16 protein-coding genes are annotated in these 19,708 nt (G+C 56.3%); 8 read left to right on the forward strand and 8 right to left on the reverse strand.

The features are described from left to right. The first annotated feature begins 173 nt into the window (after window positions 1–173). The 5 genes from RQI55_RS17840 to RQI55_RS17860 all read left to right on the forward strand — a co-directional run bounded on the left by RQI55_RS17840 (window position 174) and on the right by RQI55_RS17860 (window position 4,277). Window positions 174–1,811, forward strand: coding sequence for a hypothetical protein (locus RQI55_RS17840; protein ID WP_311273068.1), 1,638 nt, complete (start codon window positions 174–176; stop codon window positions 1,809–1,811). A 10-nt stretch (window positions 1,812–1,821) separates the two neighbouring features. After that, entirely contained in the window at window positions 1,822–2,046 is a 225-nt protein-coding gene (locus RQI55_RS17845) for a hypothetical protein (RefSeq protein ID WP_311273069.1), read from the forward strand. Window positions 2,047–2,048: 2 nt separating this feature from the next. Further along, window positions 2,049–3,227 carry a YcaO-like family protein gene (locus RQI55_RS17850; protein WP_311273070.1) on the forward strand — a complete coding sequence of 393 codons (1,179 nt, stop codon included), beginning with the start codon at window positions 2,049–2,051 and terminating at the stop codon, window positions 3,225–3,227. Further along, window positions 3,227–3,925: a TfuA-like protein gene (locus RQI55_RS17855; protein WP_042616806.1), complete on the forward strand. Its 699-nt coding sequence runs from the start codon at window positions 3,227–3,229 to the stop codon at window positions 3,923–3,925. Before RQI55_RS17850 ends, RQI55_RS17855 begins: the two co-directional genes overlap by 1 nt. Before the next feature lie 115 nt (window positions 3,926–4,040). After that, entirely contained in the window at window positions 4,041–4,277 is a 237-nt protein-coding gene (locus tag RQI55_RS17860) for a hypothetical protein (RefSeq protein WP_042616805.1), read from the forward strand. 111 nt (window positions 4,278–4,388) lie between these two features. On the opposite strand, the gene RQI55_RS17865 is transcribed toward RQI55_RS17860, so the two are convergent. From RQI55_RS17865 to RQI55_RS17880, 4 genes are all read right to left on the reverse strand, one after another. Further along, window positions 4,389–6,230, reverse strand: a complete 1,842-nt coding sequence (locus RQI55_RS17865; RefSeq protein ID WP_311273072.1) for an alpha/beta fold hydrolase — start codon at window positions 6,228–6,230, stop codon at window positions 4,389–4,391. 81 nt (window positions 6,231–6,311) lie between these two features. After that, a complete protein-coding gene (locus tag RQI55_RS17870; protein WP_042616803.1) occupies window positions 6,312–7,592 on the reverse strand; it encodes a glycosyltransferase in 1,281 nt (426 codons plus the stop codon). Between the two features lie 80 nt (window positions 7,593–7,672). Then, entirely contained in the window at window positions 7,673–8,749 is a 1,077-nt protein-coding gene (locus tag RQI55_RS17875) for a glycosyltransferase family 1 protein (protein WP_042616802.1), read from the reverse strand. Beyond that, window positions 8,746–9,852, reverse strand: a complete 1,107-nt coding sequence (locus RQI55_RS17880) for a glycosyltransferase family 4 protein (protein ID WP_042616801.1) — start codon at window positions 9,850–9,852, stop codon at window positions 8,746–8,748. Before RQI55_RS17880 ends, RQI55_RS17875 begins: the two co-directional genes overlap by 4 nt. Before the next feature lie 287 nt (window positions 9,853–10,139). Between RQI55_RS17880 and RQI55_RS17885 the strand changes: the two genes are divergently transcribed. Together RQI55_RS17885 and RQI55_RS17890 are read left to right on the forward strand one after the other, a co-directional pair. Further along, window positions 10,140–11,375, forward strand: a complete 1,236-nt coding sequence (locus tag RQI55_RS17885) for a glycosyltransferase (RefSeq protein WP_311273073.1) — start codon at window positions 10,140–10,142, stop codon at window positions 11,373–11,375. 129 nt (window positions 11,376–11,504) lie between these two features. Beyond that, entirely contained in the window at window positions 11,505–12,803 is a 1,299-nt protein-coding gene (locus tag RQI55_RS17890; RefSeq protein ID WP_311273074.1) for an O-antigen polymerase, read from the forward strand. 2 nt (window positions 12,804–12,805) lie between these two features. Here RQI55_RS17890 and RQI55_RS17895 read toward each other — a convergent pair whose 3' ends face one another. The 4 genes from RQI55_RS17895 to RQI55_RS17910 form a co-directional block, all read right to left on the reverse strand. Then, window positions 12,806–13,720 (reverse strand): ATP-grasp fold amidoligase family protein, encoded by a 915-nt coding sequence (locus RQI55_RS17895; RefSeq protein ID WP_052496767.1) that lies wholly within the window; start codon window positions 13,718–13,720, stop codon window positions 12,806–12,808. A 49-nt stretch (window positions 13,721–13,769) separates the two neighbouring features. Continuing rightward, window positions 13,770–15,035, reverse strand: a complete 1,266-nt coding sequence (locus tag RQI55_RS17900) for a lipopolysaccharide biosynthesis protein (RefSeq protein WP_155398750.1) — start codon at window positions 15,033–15,035, stop codon at window positions 13,770–13,772. A 36-nt stretch (window positions 15,036–15,071) separates the two neighbouring features. Further along, window positions 15,072–17,144 carry a GumC family protein gene (locus tag RQI55_RS17905; RefSeq protein WP_162196013.1) on the reverse strand — a complete coding sequence of 691 codons (2,073 nt, stop codon included), beginning with the start codon at window positions 17,142–17,144 and terminating at the stop codon, window positions 15,072–15,074. 310 nt (window positions 17,145–17,454) lie between these two features. Further along, a complete protein-coding gene (locus RQI55_RS17910; protein WP_042616796.1) occupies window positions 17,455–18,003 on the reverse strand; it encodes a cupin domain-containing protein in 549 nt (182 codons plus the stop codon). Between the two features lie 145 nt (window positions 18,004–18,148). On the opposite strand from RQI55_RS17910, the gene RQI55_RS17915 reads away from it, so the two are divergent. Next, entirely contained in the window at window positions 18,149–19,483 is a 1,335-nt protein-coding gene (locus RQI55_RS17915) for an aspartate aminotransferase family protein (RefSeq protein ID WP_311273075.1), read from the forward strand. The last annotated feature ends 225 nt before the right edge of the window (window positions 19,484–19,708 follow it).

Consider the following 19,708-nt stretch of genomic DNA (forward strand, 5'->3'; position numbering starts at 1 on the left):
TGGCCTTCCGCTTAGCGACTTTGGGGCGATGCAATCTTGAAGACGAGAGTGGGAACGTCATTAGCGTACCCACTCAGTCCCTGCTGCTCGCCGCTTACTTGTTCGATATGGGAAGGCCAGTTCAGCGTCGCGACGTCGCCAATTTTCTCTGGCCGGGCAACGCTGAAGTCGCATTGACGAATTTACGATCGACATTGCGCCGGTTTCAGCTTGCGACCGGGCAATCACCATCACCTTTGATGAGCATCGACGCCACCACCGTCTCTCTCAACCGCGAGGTGGTCAGCTGTGATCTTGATGTGATGGCCCTGCCGACACCAGCGGAAAGGCTGGAGGCAGCGTGCAGTGCCGTTGCCATGCAGTTCCTGCCGTTGAGCGGAGCGGGTAAAACGCCTTTCGATGTCTGGGTTCGCGATGTCCGTTCAAGGCTTCTCGGCATCCTTCGGTCTCTCTTCATGCAAGGCGCTGGATCGCAGGGCTCCAACGCAGACATCAATCCGCTCCTCAGACGTGCCGCCGTCCTGCTTCTGGAAGCAGACCCTAACGATCATGACATCAGGCGCATTGTGGCCTCTGGCCTCACCAATGCACCGGCAACACCACTGCCTGCCGCACCAATATCGCACGAAGAACCCGAACAGACACCGTTTGTCGCTGGGAAGCTCACCGCACATCCTCGCATTGCGCTTCTTCCTCCTCTGACATCGAAAGAAGCCAATAAGGACGGATCGATTGCAAACGCCCTGATCGAGGATTTGACGATCGGCCTTTGCAGCAGCCGCACTGTTTCCGTCGTTGCGCCTTACACGTCCGAGCGCATTCAAGCATCCAAAGACAAAGCGGCAGTGCTTGAAAAACATAATGTCGTCTACGCGCTGGATAGCCGAAGAACCGATACGCACCTCTTCCTGCAGCTGATCTTTACTCCTACCGAGGAAATCATCTGGGCTGAGCGGTTTGAACTATCGCCCTTTTCCATTGCTGCCCACCGCGTCGAAATCGCGTCTGCGGTTCAGGGGGCTGTGATGTCGCAGATCGGCATGCACCAGAACGCCTTCGGTGACTTCTCCAGTCGGCCAGAGGCATACTTCCTTTATCTCAAGGGCTTGCAGTCTCTCTCCAGCATCAACCTGCCATCCATCCGGCGCGCCAGAAAATATTTCAAGGAAGCGCTTGATCATGGGAATGATTTCCCCGAGGCTCTTGCTGGCATGTCGCGAACGCTCAGCATGGAGTGGGTACTGACGGCCCGTGGCGACACCGAACTTCTGACCAAGGCGGAAGGCTTCGCCAGCACCGCCATAAAAGCCAGCGAGGTTTCCGCCAGCGGCTTTAAGGAACTGGGCGTCAGCCGAATGTTCATGGGCAGGATCGATGAAAGCCTCGATGCGCTCACTCAGGCTGAAAACCTCAGTCCGCAATATGCCGATGTGCTGTGCAGCCTGTCCGATAGCCTGATCCATGGAAGCGATCCTGCCAATGCGATGATCAAGATCAAGCAGGCCATTGCCCTCAATCCCATGGCTCCCGATCTTTATTACTGGGTTGCAGCCGGTGCCAGCTACTTTCTTCATGAGTTCGAACTTGCGCTCGAATACCTCAATCGCATGGCCCACAAGCGACCCGCAGCAAGGTTGACAGCGGCTTGTCATGGCATGCTCGGCGATATTGACAGAGCTCGCGCTTTTCGGGCAAAGGTCTTTGAAGACAACCCAAGTTTTGATTTGGAGCGTTGGCTAGCGGTCCTCCCGCATAAGGAGCCGTGGCAGACTGAATTATATCGCAAAGGCCTCGAGAGGGCCGGATTTTAGGCAGGAATTTATGGCAAAAACAGTTATTCTTGGCATTACAGGTGAAGCCGGCCTCTGGGTTGCCGATTTGCAGTCGGGAACCATCACGCCAGTCAATGGACAACTCTCAGGTGAGCTTGCCAATGCAGCATTCCTGCGCGGCGCGGGCGTTTCCCTGACCAAAGGCGTTGATCTGGCTATCGCAATCTCTACGTCGGAATTGCCCGCCACCGGCATCCACGAAGGTAACGACTAATCTTGCAGCTCGACAATTATCGGGCCTGCTCTCCTGGCGAAACCCTGACAAGGGTTTCGCCTTTTCTCTCTAGGCTGGGCATTACGAGGCTCGCACGCCAAACGGGCCTGGATAACATCGGCATTGCCGTGTGGTGCGCCTTTGCGCCCAATGCCAAGGCCATCGTGATCGCCCAGGGCAAGGGCATTGATGACAAGGCCGCCCAGACTTCGGCAGCAATGGAAGCCATAGAAAGGGCCGTGGCGACCAATCCCGCCTGTGAACGCATCATCACCAGCCGCGAAAAGCTGGAGGGAGCGGAGGATCACGTCAATACGCTCGATATTCTGCTTTCACCGCATGCGCCGCCCGTTGCGGCTGCCGAGGAGATAGAATGGACCCGCGCCCATCATCTCTTGACCGGCGAACGCCTCTGGCTTCCTTTCGCCGCTGTTCACCTTGACCGCACCATCGAGGGACCTCGCTATTGGCAATCTTCTGACGGCCTTGCATCCGGGAATACCCGCAACGAAGCCATTCTCCATGCTACGCTGGAGCGCATAGAACGCGATGCCCTGACCCTGTGGCAAATGACCCCGGCATCCCGGCGCTACCAGTCCGCCATCGATATGAAGGCGGTCGTCGAACCCGCTTTTCAGGATGTGCTCTCAAAAATTGCGCAGGCGGATCTCGATATCGCATTGTTCGATATCACCACCGATCTGGCCATTCCCTGTGTCGTCGCCTTGCTTGGCCCCAGGAAGAGAACGCCGCCCCGCGCCGTTCGCCATGTGGATTTGACCTATGGCGCAGGAGCCGCCACCTCTCCAGCAGTTGCCGCGATGCGGGCCATCACCGAAGCTGTACAGTCGCGGATGACATTCACTGCCGGCGCGCGTGATGATCTTTTGCCGGCTACCTTCTCCCGGCAGGCGGATGCAACCATGCTGGATGCGCTAGGTACACCTCCGCGAAAGCGATTAGAAGACCTGCCGTCTCTCGGTACGACATCAACCGAACAGTCGCTTGATATCGTGCTCCAGCGGCTCGAAAATGCCGGCATAGACCAGCTGTTTGCCGTTGATCTCAATCCGGAATGGCTTCCCGCTGCGGTCGTCAAGGTCTTTGCACCGCAGTTGGAAAACCCGGATGGCGAGCGGCACCGGCGTTTCGGCCCCCGCGCACTTTCGAAAGCATTGTGATGAAACTTGTCTTCGTCGGACCAAGCCTGCCAAACGCACGCGACCTTGCCCCAACAGGCATCGAGATCCGCCCGCCTGCATGCCAGGGGGATGTGATGCAAGCGTTGCAAGACGGGGCGACTTCCATCGGCTTGATCGATGGTCAGTTCGCAACGGCGGCACCGGTCTGGCACAAGGAATTGCTGTTTGCGCTCTCGAAAGGCATTCCTGTTTTCGGCGCGGCCAGCATGGGTGCGCTGCGGGCAGCGGAATGTGCTGCTTTCGGCATGATTGGCATCGGCCAGATCTACGAGGACTATGCATCCGGTGCGCGCGTCGACGATGCGGATGTCGCCTTGATCTATGGGCCCGCCGAACTCGGCTATCCACCCCTCAGCATTCCCCTTGTCAATGCAGAAGCCACAATCAGCAATATGTTGAGGGAGGGCGGGGTGAATGCCGAGCAATGTGAGGCGCTCCGTACAGCCGCGCAACGTCTTTTCTTCAAGGACAGGACGTGGAAAGCTATTGCTGCACTTTCTGGCATCGCGGTTGAAACGCTCGATGCAGCGCTCAAAGCGTGTTGGGTCGATCAGAAGAAACTCGATGCCATGGCGCTCATATCAGCGATTGAAAACAACGTGCCCGAGATGGCGCCCAGAGACTGGGACTTCAACGCGACGCCACTGTTTCGAAAGATGTATCTGACCGGTTACTAAGATGAGTAACTCTGCACGAAATCAAGCACTGCGTGTGCAACGGTTTTGCAACGCGCACATTGCGTCTGCACTTCGTAAGGTGGATCATCGCAATCCATACCAGATGAGCTCAATGATGACATCCTTCAGAACTGACGCCGAGATCAATGAACGCCAGGAAGATTTTCTCACTCTCATCAACATGTTGACCTACGCAGAAGGTGTTGCCGAGACATTGGGCGCGCCCTCTGCAAGCTGGTACATCGATGTTGCAAAACAGGCGTTGCAATCGGCCCTGCAAAGCGAAATCGAAGTCGACATGACAAATGCCGAGATCATCAATCTGGCATCGGTCCGCGCAGGCCACTGCTAGTTCGAAGCGTTCAAGACAAGCCTCCAGCACCAGAACAAGAGAATCCCTCTTGTTCTGGTTTTTTTTGATCAAATGAAATCGGCCCTACACAGCCGCTGCCACGCAATTTTATCAGGGAGTGAGCGCAGGAGAAAACTGCAGCGCGATGGCTCTGACCTCATCGGCCCAAGCGTGACGAGCTTCCGCCGTCGTCAGATTGTGGTCAGCATTCTCGATGAAAGCGATGCGGGGGCTGCCGTATCGAGACGTCAAAAGGCGTCCACGCGGCCCGAAGTTCGTTTCCAGCATGGCCGCACCAATATCGCCCTCAGTGAAAACAATCGACATCCGTGTGTCATTCGCCGCGATGGCGTTGAAATCCTGCGACAATTGATGGAATCGCGCTGACAGAAACGGGAAGCGCACCATGATGGGTGTCGCAAAGGACAGGGCCTTGCCCATAATCATGGCCCAGAGATTGACGATGCCGTTTCGGACCCGAACCTCTCCCTTCAAGACCCTGCGCCAAAAGCTGCCGCGCAGAAGCTTTGCCCCGTAGCTGGCAAGCGGTTGCCGCGATGAAATCAGCAGCGCCTCAACATCCGCGTCCGGCGGAATGTAGAAGTCGAACACGTTGACGGGCACCACGCCGCTGAACCGCCTGTCGCGCACGCCGCTTCGAAACGCTGCCCATCCGCCGCTGCAACGCCCCGTCACGACGACGGGCAGAAGCTTCTTCTCTGTGAGAAAATCCATCGCAGCATCGACATCTGCAAGCTGACCGTCGCCATAGATGATCTGATCCGGACGACCAGGCACCGCCGGGCTGTCAGCAATATTGGCCATGTCGAAGCGAAGGCTCGCAATGCCGCTGCGCGCAAGATCCCGGCACAGATTGGCGGATATGCGGCCCCAGCCAGATGCGCGCTCATAACCCGTTGGCAACACAAGAACCGTAGCACCCCGGCGGGGGCCCTCCGGCTCGCAAACAATCCCGTAAAGCCTGTCGCAATCGCCAAACCGGACAGGCGTTTCGGTAAAACCATCGCCCTTCTGACACGATGGCAAAGCCGCAGGCCAGGCGGCACTCCCATCAGCACCGACAGCAACCCTGGTCGACATGCCGCTTGCCCATTCAGCGATGGTGTTGATGGAAGCCGTTGGCGGCACCGAAAACAGCACATCTCGAATAAAGCGATCATAGCCCTCAAACAGCTGGGCCTGAACATTCAGCCCCAATGTCTGAAGATGCTCGGCAAAGGCCGAGTCAGCAGGACGGTTTTCCTGCTGGAGCAAAAGAATATCTGCGACGGGTGCAGAGGTAGCAGACGCGATGTTGAGCGTCTTCAACCCTTCCGTTACTGTCCGAGGTATGACCTGCTCACCCATTGCAGGGCCACTTGCCGCAGTGCTGGTCGCAATAGCACCCTGGTTGGCGATGCGGCTCAATGCCACGAATTCACGCAACCAGTGGCGACCCGAAAGAGCAGGCGCCGCAAGAACCAGACCCGAAACATCGTTCAGCTTTTCCGCTGCGCGCCAGGAAAGCGCGCCACCTATACAGTGTCCCACCAGCAGCAAGCGCTTTGCGCCGGAAAGATCCTTCAACGTTTTGCCAGCGGCAATGATGGTGTCGAGCCACACATCCAGACCCGCCGCGTAATCCGCGTGATCAAGTGCATCACCCGTGCCGGGATAATCGAAACGCATGCTAGCAAGTCCGCGCTTCGATAGCTCGACCGCCAGCTTCTGCCAAAATTTTCGCGCACAAAGCTCCTCGAACCCCCAGGAGCCGACGAAGAGAACAGCCGTATCCGCAACGGTTGCAGGCCCCTCACTCGCAGATGATTTGTTGTGCACCCATGCATCGGCAGGCCGGAACAGACCAATCGTTTCTGCAAACGCGACGGGGTAATCGGCAGAAACCTGCGCGGTGTCACCCTTCTCGTTCAGCAGTTTAAAACCGGCATTCATGTCCCACCCCCAAGCAGTTTTCTCAAGCAACAGCGGCGCACCATGCGCCTATTGGCGTTAAACAATGCTTGCAACGGGACGTTACTTCTCCCCCAACGCAAGTTTTGCGTTAGTTTTCGCTGTCAGGCTTTTAGCTTTTGCTGCCATGAGGATATCATTGAGCTTATGATAATATCCCGATACTTCAGATGTTCCGGGAAAATCATTAATTCCGGGAAAATGCGTATCCCTCTCATCCCACCAATGCGCACGCCCGATTGCAAGCGCACGCCCCATGGTCTGGATCAACGCATCCCCATGGTCAGGATCATAGCACCAGCCCGTTCCCATATCCCGCAGGATTTCAGGCGTGCCGCCTCGCTCGGTTCCGATCACCGGCACACCATAGGATGCCGCCTCCATCAGGATAAGACTTTGCGGTTCGTGCCAGCGCGATGGCAGAACAACGACATCGGCCCGCTTGTAAACCTCTTCCGGGGCGACAAAGCCGAGAAACTTGATGGGTGCGTTGCCCACAAGCGATTTGAGGTGCTGCTCATAATCCTGCCTGCCCCTTCCGGCAACCAGCAGGGTGGCGGGCTCATTCTGGGGAAGCTGCAGAAACGCCTTGATCAGGTCTTCAATACCTTTTTCTTCCGCAAGCGCGCCCAGATATCCAAAGGTGAAGATGTCACTGTTGCCAGTCCTTCGGCCCATCAGCCCTGCATCAAACAGGGTTTTGCTGCGGTTGGCATTCAAAAGAACATGCCAATCCGCCTGGGGTAGAACGTCATTGCGCACAAATCTCCGGCGCAGGGCATCGCTGACGGAAATCGCCGTGACGCCCTCGCCCTTGCTGGATTTGATGCGCGCGGTCAGAATGCGGCATTCGATGCAGGGTTTTTCACAGTTGCCAGTGCTTCGAAACATGCTCGATTTGGGGCAGAGCAAGGCATAATCGTGCAGATGCAGGCAAAGCGGAATGCCCAGCGTGCTGGTGGCCTCAAAGATGGCAGGCTGCATTCGTGCAGAATTATGCGCGTAGACGAGATCGACCTTCTCACGCTCCAGCAACGCCTTGACCTCGTTGGCAGAGGTCGCACCCAGCGCGCTGCGAATATGCCAGGCCAGTTTGGTCAGCTTTCCAACCGATGGCTTGCGCGGGCCGGGAAGATAGGAGTTGTTCCAGTTGACCCGCACAACCCGGATGCCATCGGCATTGGTGCTCTCGCCGGGCGGCGCGATATCGTCGCCTTCCAGCCCAAGCGAAAGAATGAAAACCTCATGGTAGCGCGAAAGCTCCAAAGCGCACATGCGAGCCACGATCTCGGCTCCCCCCTCCTCCTGGGGTGCAAATGTCTGTGCGACGATACAGATTTTCATGCTTCGCATTGTCTCCATTCGGCAGATATCACCGCCAAGATATTGGATGCCACTTTATTTCAGCAGGAGTAAACATAGCATCAAAGACCTGAAATCGCTTTGAGAAGGGAGTTTGCGCTCCGATCCCAGGAAAACTCTGCGGCACGCAGGTGACCCTGCGCAATCATGTCACTCCGCAATTGCGGATTCGTTGTCAGATCCCTTATCGCCCGCACAATATCATGGGCGTTGTGCGGATCGAAATACAATGCGGCGCGCCCGCACACTTCCTGGGCAGGCTCTATGCTGGATGACAGGACCGGGCATCCGAGAAGCATCGCTTCAAGCGGCGGAATGCCAAACCCTTCATATAGGCTTGGAAAAAGCAGTGCTGCGGCATTTGCGTAGAGTGCGACAATTTCTTCATCGGTCAGGCGTCCAGTAAAGATGACGCGGTCAGTTCCGGGGCTGTTGCTTGCATCCTGCGCATCCCCGTTGAAAACGCTCGATGCCGCGGCACCGACCACCACAAATTGAGGTGCCTCGCCACCCATGCTGCCGATGGCCTCAACGGCACGGTGAATATTCTTGTTCGGTGTCGGCGACCCGACAAAAAGGAGGTAGGTGTTCGGTACGATCTCCAAGCGGTTCAACACCGTCTCATCAGGCTGGATAGAAGCCAGATGTTCACAGCTGTTGGGAATGACCGAGACTTTTTTTGCGCCGATCGTCTCCGCCAGTTCCCGTTTTGAAAATTCCGAAACGGTTGCGATACGCCCGCGCCGGGAAAGAACGTGTCCGAGTGTTCCGTGCACGGCCCGATAGGGCTGCGAGAAATTCTCGGGCGTGCGAAATATCATGGCATCGTGAATAACGGTGAGACTTCTGCCATGCAGCACAGGCCCGCTATTGCACAGATTGATCAGACGTCCCCGCCGAGATGCGGCATAGAGCTGGGTCTGTTCCCAGATGTGACCGGAAAGCCCACCAGTGTTTTGCTGCCTGACAACCGAAAGGTCGAGATCGCGAGGTGCATTCTCTGGCGCAAGCAAAACCCAGTCTTCGGAAGCTTTCTGGCTTGCCAGATGCCGATCGAGCGCCTTGACGATCTCGCGTGCGAAACGCTGTACACCGCTGGTTTTTTGGGTCAGGAACCGACCATTGATAAATGTCGTCATGCGATCCTGCGTCTTTCAGCGGGCAAATCATCCATGATGCGCTGGTAAACCTCCATCAGCTCCCTGTTGGTACGCTCGCTTCGGTAACGGTCGAGAAAGCGGACGTGACCAGCCTCGCCCATCTGCGCCCACTCATCCTTGTCGCGAGACAGGATGGCGACGGCCAGTGCCTCATCGTTACCTGCCGGAAAAAGAACCCCGGTTTCACCGTGGCTGACAACGGTTTGCAGCCCGCCGACAGCCGAAGCGATGACGGGTTTTCGAGAGCGCATTGCCTCCAGAGCCACAAGTCCGAAACCTTCCCACCGCGATGGCATGGCGACAACGTCGCAAACGGCCAGATGACCGGCGATGTCTTCCGCAGATTTCCAGCCCAGAAACTCGACATTCGGCGGCATGGAGGTGGTGAGGTCGTTTTTGGTCGTGACATGCGACCCGATCACCCGAAACACGGCCTTGTCTTTCAGGGATGCAGCCGCTTTCAACAGGATATCGACACCCTTTTGCCGGTCCAGCCGGCCGATAAACAGCACTCTTATGCGCGCATCGCTCCATTCTACTGGCGTTGCGACAGGAATTTTTGTCGATATCCCGTTTTCAACCACCTGCATTCGCGCGGCAGGAATACCGGCTTCAATGCCCTGCCGATATTCATGGCCTGAAATGGCGACGATCACTTTTGCCAGAGGTGACAGAAGCCGCTCTGCCCAGCGAACGGGGTGGCGCATATAGAATGGCGTTTCCATTTCAAATGCCCAGCCATGCGGACAATAGACGACAGGTGGAAATTTGCCCGGTAATAAGGTGAGCAGGCGCACGACGCCACCTGCCAGCGTGGAGTGCGCGTGAATGATGTCAGGCTGAAATGTCTTGACCTCATTCCACACGGCGCGCGCCAGGCCCGGCAAAACGGTTGACCGGCTTTGTCGCGCGAAGGTGGCCACGCAGGCCTGCGGAATGTCACGGAGAAAGCTGCTGTGGTCATCGGGCACAAGAGCCCGCACATTATGAGCGCCCAGCGCTTTGATCTGCTTGGGGGCTATCTCGTTAAAATAGGTCGCAGGTCCACCCGGCAGGGTCTCAAAAACATGCAGAATCCTCATGATCCACCTCTTCAACGGCATCGGATCAAAGATGTCCTGCCCTATCCCAGAGACTTAAAGCGCAATTTTCTTAATCAAGACAAAATATCGCCGGGGAAAAAGCATTCGCATCACTCCACTGATGATTGCGGTAAACGTTTCCCGAACACAACGGCTGATCATTTTATTGTGTTGGGCGAGGAAAAGAGAAAATCTGAGGCGGCGCTGTTCAATATATCTCAATCGTTGTGACCCATTACTGCCAATATGTCAGTAACCACGGGTATCGCGACTAGAGGTCAGCGGATTTGAAAATCTGCATCGTATCGCAAATTTTTGCTCCACAAGAAGAGGGCGGCGCGGAAATCTCCGCTCGCCTTGGCGCGATGGAGCTTGGCCAGCGGCACGATGTCACCGTACTCGCCCTTGGCAAGGAAGGCGATGCCATCGCCCCGCCCGGTGAAGCCCGTCTGCAAGGCGGCATTCGTGTCGTTCGCCTGCCCTGGAACAACAGCTATCTACCGATGCCGCGAAAATCATCCGCTGGCTTGCTGCACAAGGCAAGCTGGCATCTGCGCACCGCCATGGGCGCAATCTGTGCGGACCAATTGACGCAGTTCCTGATCAGCGAGAAATTCGATCTGATCTATGCGCAAAATTCGGCCTATATGCAGCCCGCTCTATTTTATGCGGCGCAAAGGGCCAATGTGCCGATCTGTCTGCATCTGCGCGATTATGCCCTGCTCTGCCCCAGATCCAGCATGTTCAGAAACAGCGACAATTGCGAGCGCCCTTGCTTCGATTGCTCGATCCTGAACCGGCGGATGCGCGAGATAACGGGCGAAAATATGACGGTGATTGCCGTGAGCGACGCCTTGCGCCAGAGCTTCATACGCAACGGGGTGCTTCTCAAGGCCAACTGGCATGTGATGCACAACACCAACATGCCGGAAAACAGCTTTGACGCAACGCTGGTTGGCAGAGAACAACCGAACGCGCCGGATTTCACATTTGGCTATCTCGGTGCCCTTGCGGAAGAAAAAGGCGTGCATGATGTTATCCGCGCATTCAAGTCTTTGCCCGGCAGAGACAGAGCGCGGCTTGTTATCGCCGGTAGAGGCCGTGAAAGCGATGTGGCACGTCTCAAAAAACTGGCGCAGGGCGCGCCGATCGAATTCAAGGGGTTCGTGCGGCCTGAAGATGTTTATCGCGTTGCCGACGCCATGATCGTTCCATCCCGCTGGCATGAACCGCAAAGCCGCATCCTGGTCGAAGCGGCTGTCTATGGTATCCCCGTCATCGGCACCATGCGTGGCGGCACAACCGAAATCATCCGCGACCATCAGACCGGCTGGAGTTATGATCCGGACAAGCCCGATGCCTTGGCTGAGCTTATGTCAAAGGCACTCGAATTGGGACAGACCCAATGGTGGGAAAAAAGAAACGAACATTTTGAGGGGCTTGCCGGGTTCAAAGGAACAGCCGAGAAATCCGGATATTACGCACGTCTGGAAACGGTTCTGGCGGCCGCTGCCGGTCGCTGACATACGGCATCTCACTCGTTTGGCCCGCCGCGTCGAACATAGCTAACAGCTTCTTAACCGGTTTCTGCGACGCTCATTCCACCGGTTTCTTGCCGCATCCTGCACCATGCGTGGGCTAAAAGGTTTGATATGTCCCATCTCGCTTGGCTGATTTTCATTTTGGGCTGGCTGATTTTCACGCTCTATTATGTCAGCTCGTTCTTCAAATGGGGTGTGCTGACATTCTCATCCTATTTCTGGATTCGCTACAACGTCCTGCCCATTCTGGTCATGTCGCCCTTCGCGTCTTCGGACCAAAACATGGAAGCGGTCGGCAATTCGATCTACATCATCCGCGATTATATCAACGAAGCCTTCTACCTCTCTGTTCTCGGCGTCGTCTTCGTGCTGGTGGGCATGGGGCTTGCAACATTCAGCTCGGGAAAAAGCGCGATGTTCACCTTCGTGGAGAAGGGCTACGCCTTCTGGCAGACAAAGCCCGGCGTGTGGATTTCGCTCGTGGTCATCATCTTTGCCACCATGGGCCTGATCGCGCTGGGTGTCAGACCCTTTGAAGGACGGCAGTTTTCGTTTGAAAACACCTCGCTGCGTCCTGCGATCAATCTCTATTCCGTCATCCTGCCCACGATAACGCTCAGTCTTCTGGTCTATGGTTTCGGCCACAACAGATTTTTTGTGTTCGCAGGATTGATGTGCAGCGGCCTCGGCCTGATGATTGGTACACGCGGCGCCAGCATTGAGACGCTGTTTATCTTCGTGGTCTGCCTCATCATTGCCTATCGCTACAAGAACCTCGCAGCCTTCACCCTTTCCATCGCAGGATTTGTAACGGTCGCCATCGTCATCGGAATTTTGCGGTCAACAGCTGATGGTGATAACAGCGTCGATATTCTGCAAACCGTTTCCTTTCAGATCTTCTTCGGCAACAACTTCTCCGATTTCCGCGATTATGCCTGGATTCTGAGCGGGTTTGACGGGCGTTTCTACCATGGCATGACCTATCTCGCCGGCTACATGGCGCTCGTGCCGTCCTTCATCAGCGAGTTTCGAAACGATTTCCGCATGGGCATCATCACCAGCACATTGGCGGGGCTGGATCCGCAGTTTCACGCTGGCCTCCGCCCGACTTTGTTTGGGGAAGCCTATCTCAACTTCGGCATATCAGGCGTCGTTTTCATCGCGACCCTGTTTGGCTTTTACTTCGGCAAGCTGCAAATGTGGGTCCACGACAATTTGCAGCCCAACCGGTTGGGCCTGCGGAAGGTGGCCTGCGGCTACATTGCCTTCCTGTTTCTGTTCAACGCGGTCTTCACGCCCGGATTTTACTATGTCTACGTGGTCGTCGCATGGCTGACGGGCGGCATCGTGATGTCATACCTGCTCGATGCACCGCTGCCGTGGAAGAAAACGGCAGCCGCCAAAAGCTAAGGTCATTCCGCACCGGTGCGAAAGCGCCCTTTCGGCTGGTCTTTCCAGAACGTCCCAAGCCACGCATCGGTCGATGGCGGCCTGAACGCGCCGAAGCCGGATGTGGGGCTAAACGTCATCTCGCCAAACAACGGGCCAGACGGCTTGTCGTAGAAATCAATCCGAACGAATTCGAACCCCTGCGCCAGCGTTCTGGCCGCAGCAAGAATCCGATCCAGATGGGGTGGACGCGGCAATTCCTCGGTTTCGAGCGGATAATAATGTCCGAAATCGAGCTTCTTCCAACGCTCGTCATAAAAGCAGCGGCGGTGATCCGTGAAGCGTGCGGTATCGATCTGAATGCAGGGAATGTCGTTCTCGAAGCAGAACAGTTTGTAATCAACCGGCGCCTGCCCATCATCACCGATAAAGGGTTCGATGAAGATTTCAGGGTCGATGTGGTTGTACCATTCTTCCGCCAAGCGCCAGGCGGTGCGCCCCGCAAGCCAGATATCGCATTGTTCTTTCGCGCCGATCAGATCGTCAGGCCCATAGACGAAAATGTTGCGATCCGAGCCATGATTGACCTTGATCACATAGGGAAATGGCAGCGGCGGGCAATCATTGAGGTCTTTCCCACGCCAGAGCGTGGGCGTAACCCATTCCGGCCCCAGCACCCGTGCCACATGATCTTTCACGGCAATCTTGTCGCTCAGCATAATGAGACGCGGGTCTGAGTGCGGACCAGTCCATGCAATCTTGCGCGCAGCAAGGTGCTCATTCAGGGTCTTGGGGTTATCGAGATTGGCCCAGAGCTTATGGTAGCGATAATATTGCAGCTGCGTCGCCTGCTTGATCGGCAAGCTATGAATGGCCGCGTGGTAAAGCTTCTTAAAAATGCGGCGTCCCAGAGAATGTTGGGGCTGATCGGATGCCATCAGTTCAATCGCCTTCCTGCTGAAAATGAGTCGTCGGAAATGTCTGTCTTTATGATCTCGAAGCGCGCCAGAGCAACGAACTGGATATGGATGCAGTGACCAGAGCCGTGAAAAACGCGGAAAGGCCAGCGCCGATGAAGCCAAAGGTGCTGATCAGGACGAAACTCATGCCGATCGACAGAAGCACGCTGGAGAGATTGACGAAGGCATAATGGCCGTCCTTGCGCAAACTATTCAGGCCAAGACCCATCAGGTCCGTGCAGGAGCGAACGACAGCGGTTAAAAGCAACAGCGCAAACATGCCCTGATGCTCGCCCAGTTCCGGCATGTTCATGAGATGGACGAGAATGTTGCCGCTGACGAAAATGGCAATGCCTAATCCAAAAGCGACAGCGGCCGTCTTGGTGAACTGCCAGATCATCACCGAGCGCCATTCCTTCATGGAGCCGGTATTGTAAGCCTTGAACAAGGCAGGGATGGCAACCTGCAGCACCGCAGTTGAAATCAGCGTCTGCAGGGCATTGGCCAGAGACCAGTAGAATGTGTAGACGCCCGTCAGCGAAAGCGTGAGCAAAAGCGAGACGATGTAGCGGTCGGCATAGACAAGTCCGACATTGCTGATGTCGCTGATATAGATCAGCCATGCCTTGCGCATGCGCTTTTTGACCCAGCGCAACCGCATGCGCGAGCGGTAAATCCGCCGGAACGGCCATTGCCGCAGAAACGCAGCAAGGCCGACGAACATCACGATGTAACCCAGGCTCCACGCCACCATGATGGTTTCGATGTTGCGGAAACCCTCAAACAGGAATCCGAGACCGATAACCGGCAATATCCACGATGATGTTCGCAGGAAAAACAGCACATTCGCCTGGCTGGACATTTCCTGTGCAATGAGTGGCACATGAATATCGCAGGAGATCGTCTCCAGCCAGACGACAAGAAGAATGAGAAAATAGAGCGGTACGACCGCGTGGCCCATGAAAGAGGCAACCAAAAGCGCGATTGCCGTCATCGCCGCAAGCGAGGACACCGTCACCAGCAAACGCGTCTTCATATAGACACCGGCAATCCCCGATGTTTTGCCGCTCACATCCCGCGCAATGAAATAGTTGAGGCCCCAGCCGAGAGCAGCCGGTGCCGCATTCACTACACCCAGCGCCAGCCCATAAATACCGGCGGCCTCAAGGCCCATGAATTTGACGATATAGAAGGAAAGCGCAAAACGCAGGACAAGCGTGGAGCCACGAAGCCCCATGTTGAAAATAACGTTGAGCCCACCGATGGAGCGACCTTGTAGGAAAGGGATGCGCATGGCTGTCCTGTTGTTGTTTTCAGCCAAAATCAGCTCTCAATATTGCAGGCCCGAGCGCGTCATCCGCACCACCTTGATATTGTCCACGCCGCGCTCTTCCAAACTCACAAGCGCAATCACGACGCTGCCGGCATCGTCTTCATGCTGCATGAGGAAGACTTCATCGACGTCAGAACGAGTCGGGACATCAAGCTGGGATTTTGTCGCCACACCGCCATCAATGACGATAAGATCAAAGGCAGCACCTTCCTCATCCACCACAGCCTTCGGAGTGTCCCCCGCATTCAACCCACCCGCAGGTGAAAAACGTAAGAGCGGAAGTGTTTCCACATGGTAGAATTCTGACGAAGCCGCAGTGTCCTCGCCCCTGTCTGGCAAAAGCATGGCGGTTGTCAGCGGATCATAGGTGGCTGCATCCAACAGAAGAACGCGCTGCCCGAGCCGCGAAACCTCAGCCGCCAGATTGAAAGCACTGTAGGGCGACCGATTCTTTGGACCCGTCGATACCACCAGTATCGTATGTTTGCCCGCAGGCGTCAGGCCAGATGAAACAAAACGCGCGAGGTCATCGAACCCCTCATCGTCAGCAGCACTCAGCGCCTCGACTTCCTGCTGGCGCACCATGCGCCGTGACCGCTTGGGCGTTGCGGCGGCTGCAACAGGTTTTTCCGTTGCTGCTGGCAGCAAGGCTGTCTCTGGCGGTGCAGTCTCTTTGCTTGAGCCAAGCGCATTTGCCGGTGTCCGGACCATGCGCAACTCGCGCGGCTGGCCACGAAATTGATCGCGCAAAATGAGAATGCCTGCGCCCAGGATCAGACCAAAAATACCACCGCCTGCAAGCATCAGGGTGCGCGGAGGCCCGGCCTTGCGCAAAGGTGGCTCCGCACTGGAGATGATCTGCGGGTTCTCGTTCGAGGTCCCCTGCTGTTCCGATAGCTGCTTGGTCCGCAAAAGGAACGCTTCATAGACCGCCCTGTCGCTTTCCAGCTTTCTTTGCAATTCGCGCAGACGCACCATGGTCTGCTCGTCACTGTTCAGGTTGGTCTTCAGCGCATCGGCGTTTGATGTGGACAGCGCCAACTGGTTCTTCAGCCGCGCCAGATTGCTCGACGTCGCCGTAGCAAAATTGCGCAATTGCTCGTCAAGGATATTGGCAAGCGATTGTGTGCGGGCACGCGCCGCCTGCAAGGCCGGATGCTGGGCGCCGAGCGACGTTGCCTGAACGGCCTCCTCTTCACGGCTTTCCTGATAACGTGCGCGCAGCGAAATGATCGCAGGCGTCAAAGACGTGTCGGGAATGGAGCGCAAATATTGCCGGTCGTTTCTGGCGCGTGTGAGTTCGGCGACCAGAGCCTCGTTTTCAGAAACGGATGCCTGTAACCGTGAAATTTCCGTATTGGCGTCAGCAATGCGTTGCTCGACATCGGGTCTGCCCTGAATATCTGCCAGATTGTGCTCTGCCCTGTAGGCCTGAACCGCGCGGTCGCCATCTTCCACAGCGGTGCGAAGCTGATCCAGCTGTGCCGATAACCCGCCGCCGGTGCGCTTGAGCACGTCGCTGTTCATTTCCATCCGCACCTGTGAATAGGTGGACGCGATGAGGTTTGCCAGATCGGCCGCCCGCTGCGGGCTCTCAGACTTCACAGAGACATTAACAATGAAGCTTTTGCCGACGGCAGAGACGGAAGTCACCTTACGCAACGTATCAAGCGCGAGGTTCCTGCGGCTGACCTCGTCAGGATAACGGGGGGCGGCTGCGCCAAAGTCCGGGTCGTCGTAAAGCTTCTCACTCTCTACAATGCGCGACAGGACCTGTGCCGACGTAATAATATATTGCTGGTTGAGGACGTGGGAATCGACAGCCCTTGGCTGGCCCGGCAGGTCACTTTCCAGAACGCGAGAGCCTTCCGGGTCAAGCAGGATCTGCGATGTGGCGACATAGTAGTTGGGGATCAGTAGCGACGCGCCGAAGGCAAGGGCCCCGCACAGGATGCCGATCAGCAGGATAAAGAAGGCATTTCGCCACAGCAATGCGGCAAGGCGGAGCAAATTATTGGGCTCACCTGCCTGCTCGCGGTATTGCGGCTCATAGGACGTGGTCTCGTTCATCGCCATTTCGTTTTACGATTCCATGTTCTTGCTGCCTGGCTTTTGGCCGTTTCCTGACATCGTCATGCTCTCGAACGTTCAATCGCTGCGTTGCGATCAGCAAAACAGCTGTTCCAAATTGGACCATCCGTTAAACTAGGGCCGACCCGTTAATATACCGTATTCCGAAGAACATCATGTGAAACACACGCAGGATGGACAGAAGATGTCGTACGGCATTCGGCGCAATTTGCGCCGCGCTCATCAATGAGACGCAGCGCGCCGCAAGCCAGCGCCCATAAACAATATTTTAATTACCCGGCTACCGATATCAGAAACTTGGCGGTGTGCAGGCGCTGATCACTTCACACGGCACCGGCCCGACACACCTGAAGGAATGGGGTCTGCGGCTTTCGAAATAATATGCGTCACCGGGACCGAGGATTCGCCGCTCGTCATCAATGGTCACTTCCAGCCGCCCAGACAAAACAATGCCGCCCTCCTCTCCCTCATGCACCAGCGGCACTCGCCCCGTCCCCGCGCCCGGCTGGTAGCACTCTTTCAAAATCTGAAGGCTTCGGCCAAACAGGTTATCTCCGATCTGGCGATAGGAAATCGGCCCCTTGCCAATCTCGACCAGTTCTTCCGCAGCATAAAAAGCCTTGCTGGGTTTGCCGGGCTCAAACGCGAAGAACTCGGCCAGACCGATGGGAATGCCGTCGAGGATGCGCTTCAACGCCCCGACCGATGGATTGGTCGAATTCGATTCAATCAGGGAAATTGTTGAGTTGGTGACACCGGCCCGCTTGGCCAGTTCCCTCTGCGACATCTTGTGAAGAGAGCGCAAGTGCCTCAACCTGTTGCCAATATCCACGACCATCTCGGATCTTTCATTGCACGTGTTCGATATATCGCAATTCTTCGCATCACCTGCCATAAAGATCAATGGCTTAAGACATGCAAGAAAAGGACTTGTTCTGATATGCGAAGTTCTGGAATGTGGTGCTTTCAACATGGGGACCCCAATGGAAGACCACAGCAAATCCAACGCGCCTGACCTCTCCAATTTCTGGATGCCGTTCACGGCAAACCGTCAGTTCAAAGCCGCGCCGCGCCTTCTGGCCAGTGCCGAAGGCATGTATTACACCGATATCGACGGGAAGAGAATTCTGGATGGAACGGCCGGCCTCTGGTGCGTCAATGCCGGTCATGGCCGCCGACGCATTAGCCAAGCCGTTGAACGTCAGCTCGCCACTTTGGATTTCGCGCCCACATTCCAGATGGGTCATCCTATTGCGTTTGAATTTGCCGAAAAGCTTGCCGCGATGGGCCCCGGTGGCTCAGACGCTCAGCTTGATCGAATCTTCTTCACGGGCTCAGGCTCGGAATCTGTCGATACCGCGCTCAAAATCGCAATTGCCTATCAGCGCGCAATTGGGCAGGGAACGCGCAGCCGGATCATCGGGCGTGAAAAAGGCTATCACGGCGTTGGTTTTGGCGGCATTTCCGTTGGCGGCCTCGTCAACAACCGCCGCGTCTTCCCGCAAATCCCAGCGGACCATATGCGCCACACGCTGGATCTGGATCGAAATGCCTTCTCCAAGGGTCTTCCGGCGCATGGCATTGAACTGGCTGAAGACCTTGAGCGTCTTGTGGCCTTGCACGGCGCAGAAACCATTGCGGCCGTCATCGTCGAACCCCTGTCCGGTTCAGCCGGCGTCGTCCTTCCACCAGAGGGATATCTTCAGCGGTTGCGCGCTATTGCCGATAAACACGGCATCCTTCTGATCTTCGATGAAGTCATCACCGGCTTCGGTCGCCTCGGCAAACCTTTTGCAACGGATTATTTCGGTGTTGTTCCCGATCTTGTCTGCACCGCGAAAGGCATTACCAACGGCGCAATTCCGATGGGAGCCGTTTTTGCCAAGCGTGCAGTTTACGACGGACTGATGCACGGCCCGGAAAATCAGATCGAGCTTTTCCATGGCTACACCTATTCCGGCCATCCAGTGGCCTGCGCCGCCGGCATCGCCACGCTGGAAATTTATCAGGACGAAAACCTTCTGACCCGAGCAGCCTCTCTTGCCACAACATGGCAGGATGCTCTTCACTCCCTGAAGGGCGCGCCACATGTTGTTGACGTTCGCAATCTTGGCCTCGTCGGCGCCATCGAACTCGCTACCCGCGACGGTGCGCCTGGAACCAGAGCTTATGATGTTTTCGTGGAGTGCCTGAAGAGAGGCCTGCTCGTGCGCGTCACCGGCGACATTATCGCACTCTCGCCTCCGCTGATTATCGAAGAGAGCCAGATCGACGATATCGTATCGATCATCACCGACGTCATCCATCACACCGCCTGATGTTTGAAAACTCCAGAGCGGCCAACCCGGTCGCTCTGGAACCCGGCCTTAGCCAACAGCGCCACCGGGCCTGCCCCCTCCCCGCCTCAGGCATGCCAGACAAAGCATAGGCTCCCGCATTCATCGCGCCGAGCAAAGCGGTTCAGCGCCCTTAGCGCAACACCAAGAAAACCGATCGTAGGTCTCGCCTCCCTATCACTCTCACACGCCAACGCATCAAGACCT

This window comes from Rhizobium sp. WCS2018Hpa-16, from assembly GCF_031843705.1.
Taxonomy (GTDB): Bacteria; Pseudomonadota; Alphaproteobacteria; order Rhizobiales; family Rhizobiaceae; genus Agrobacterium; species Agrobacterium tumefaciens_C.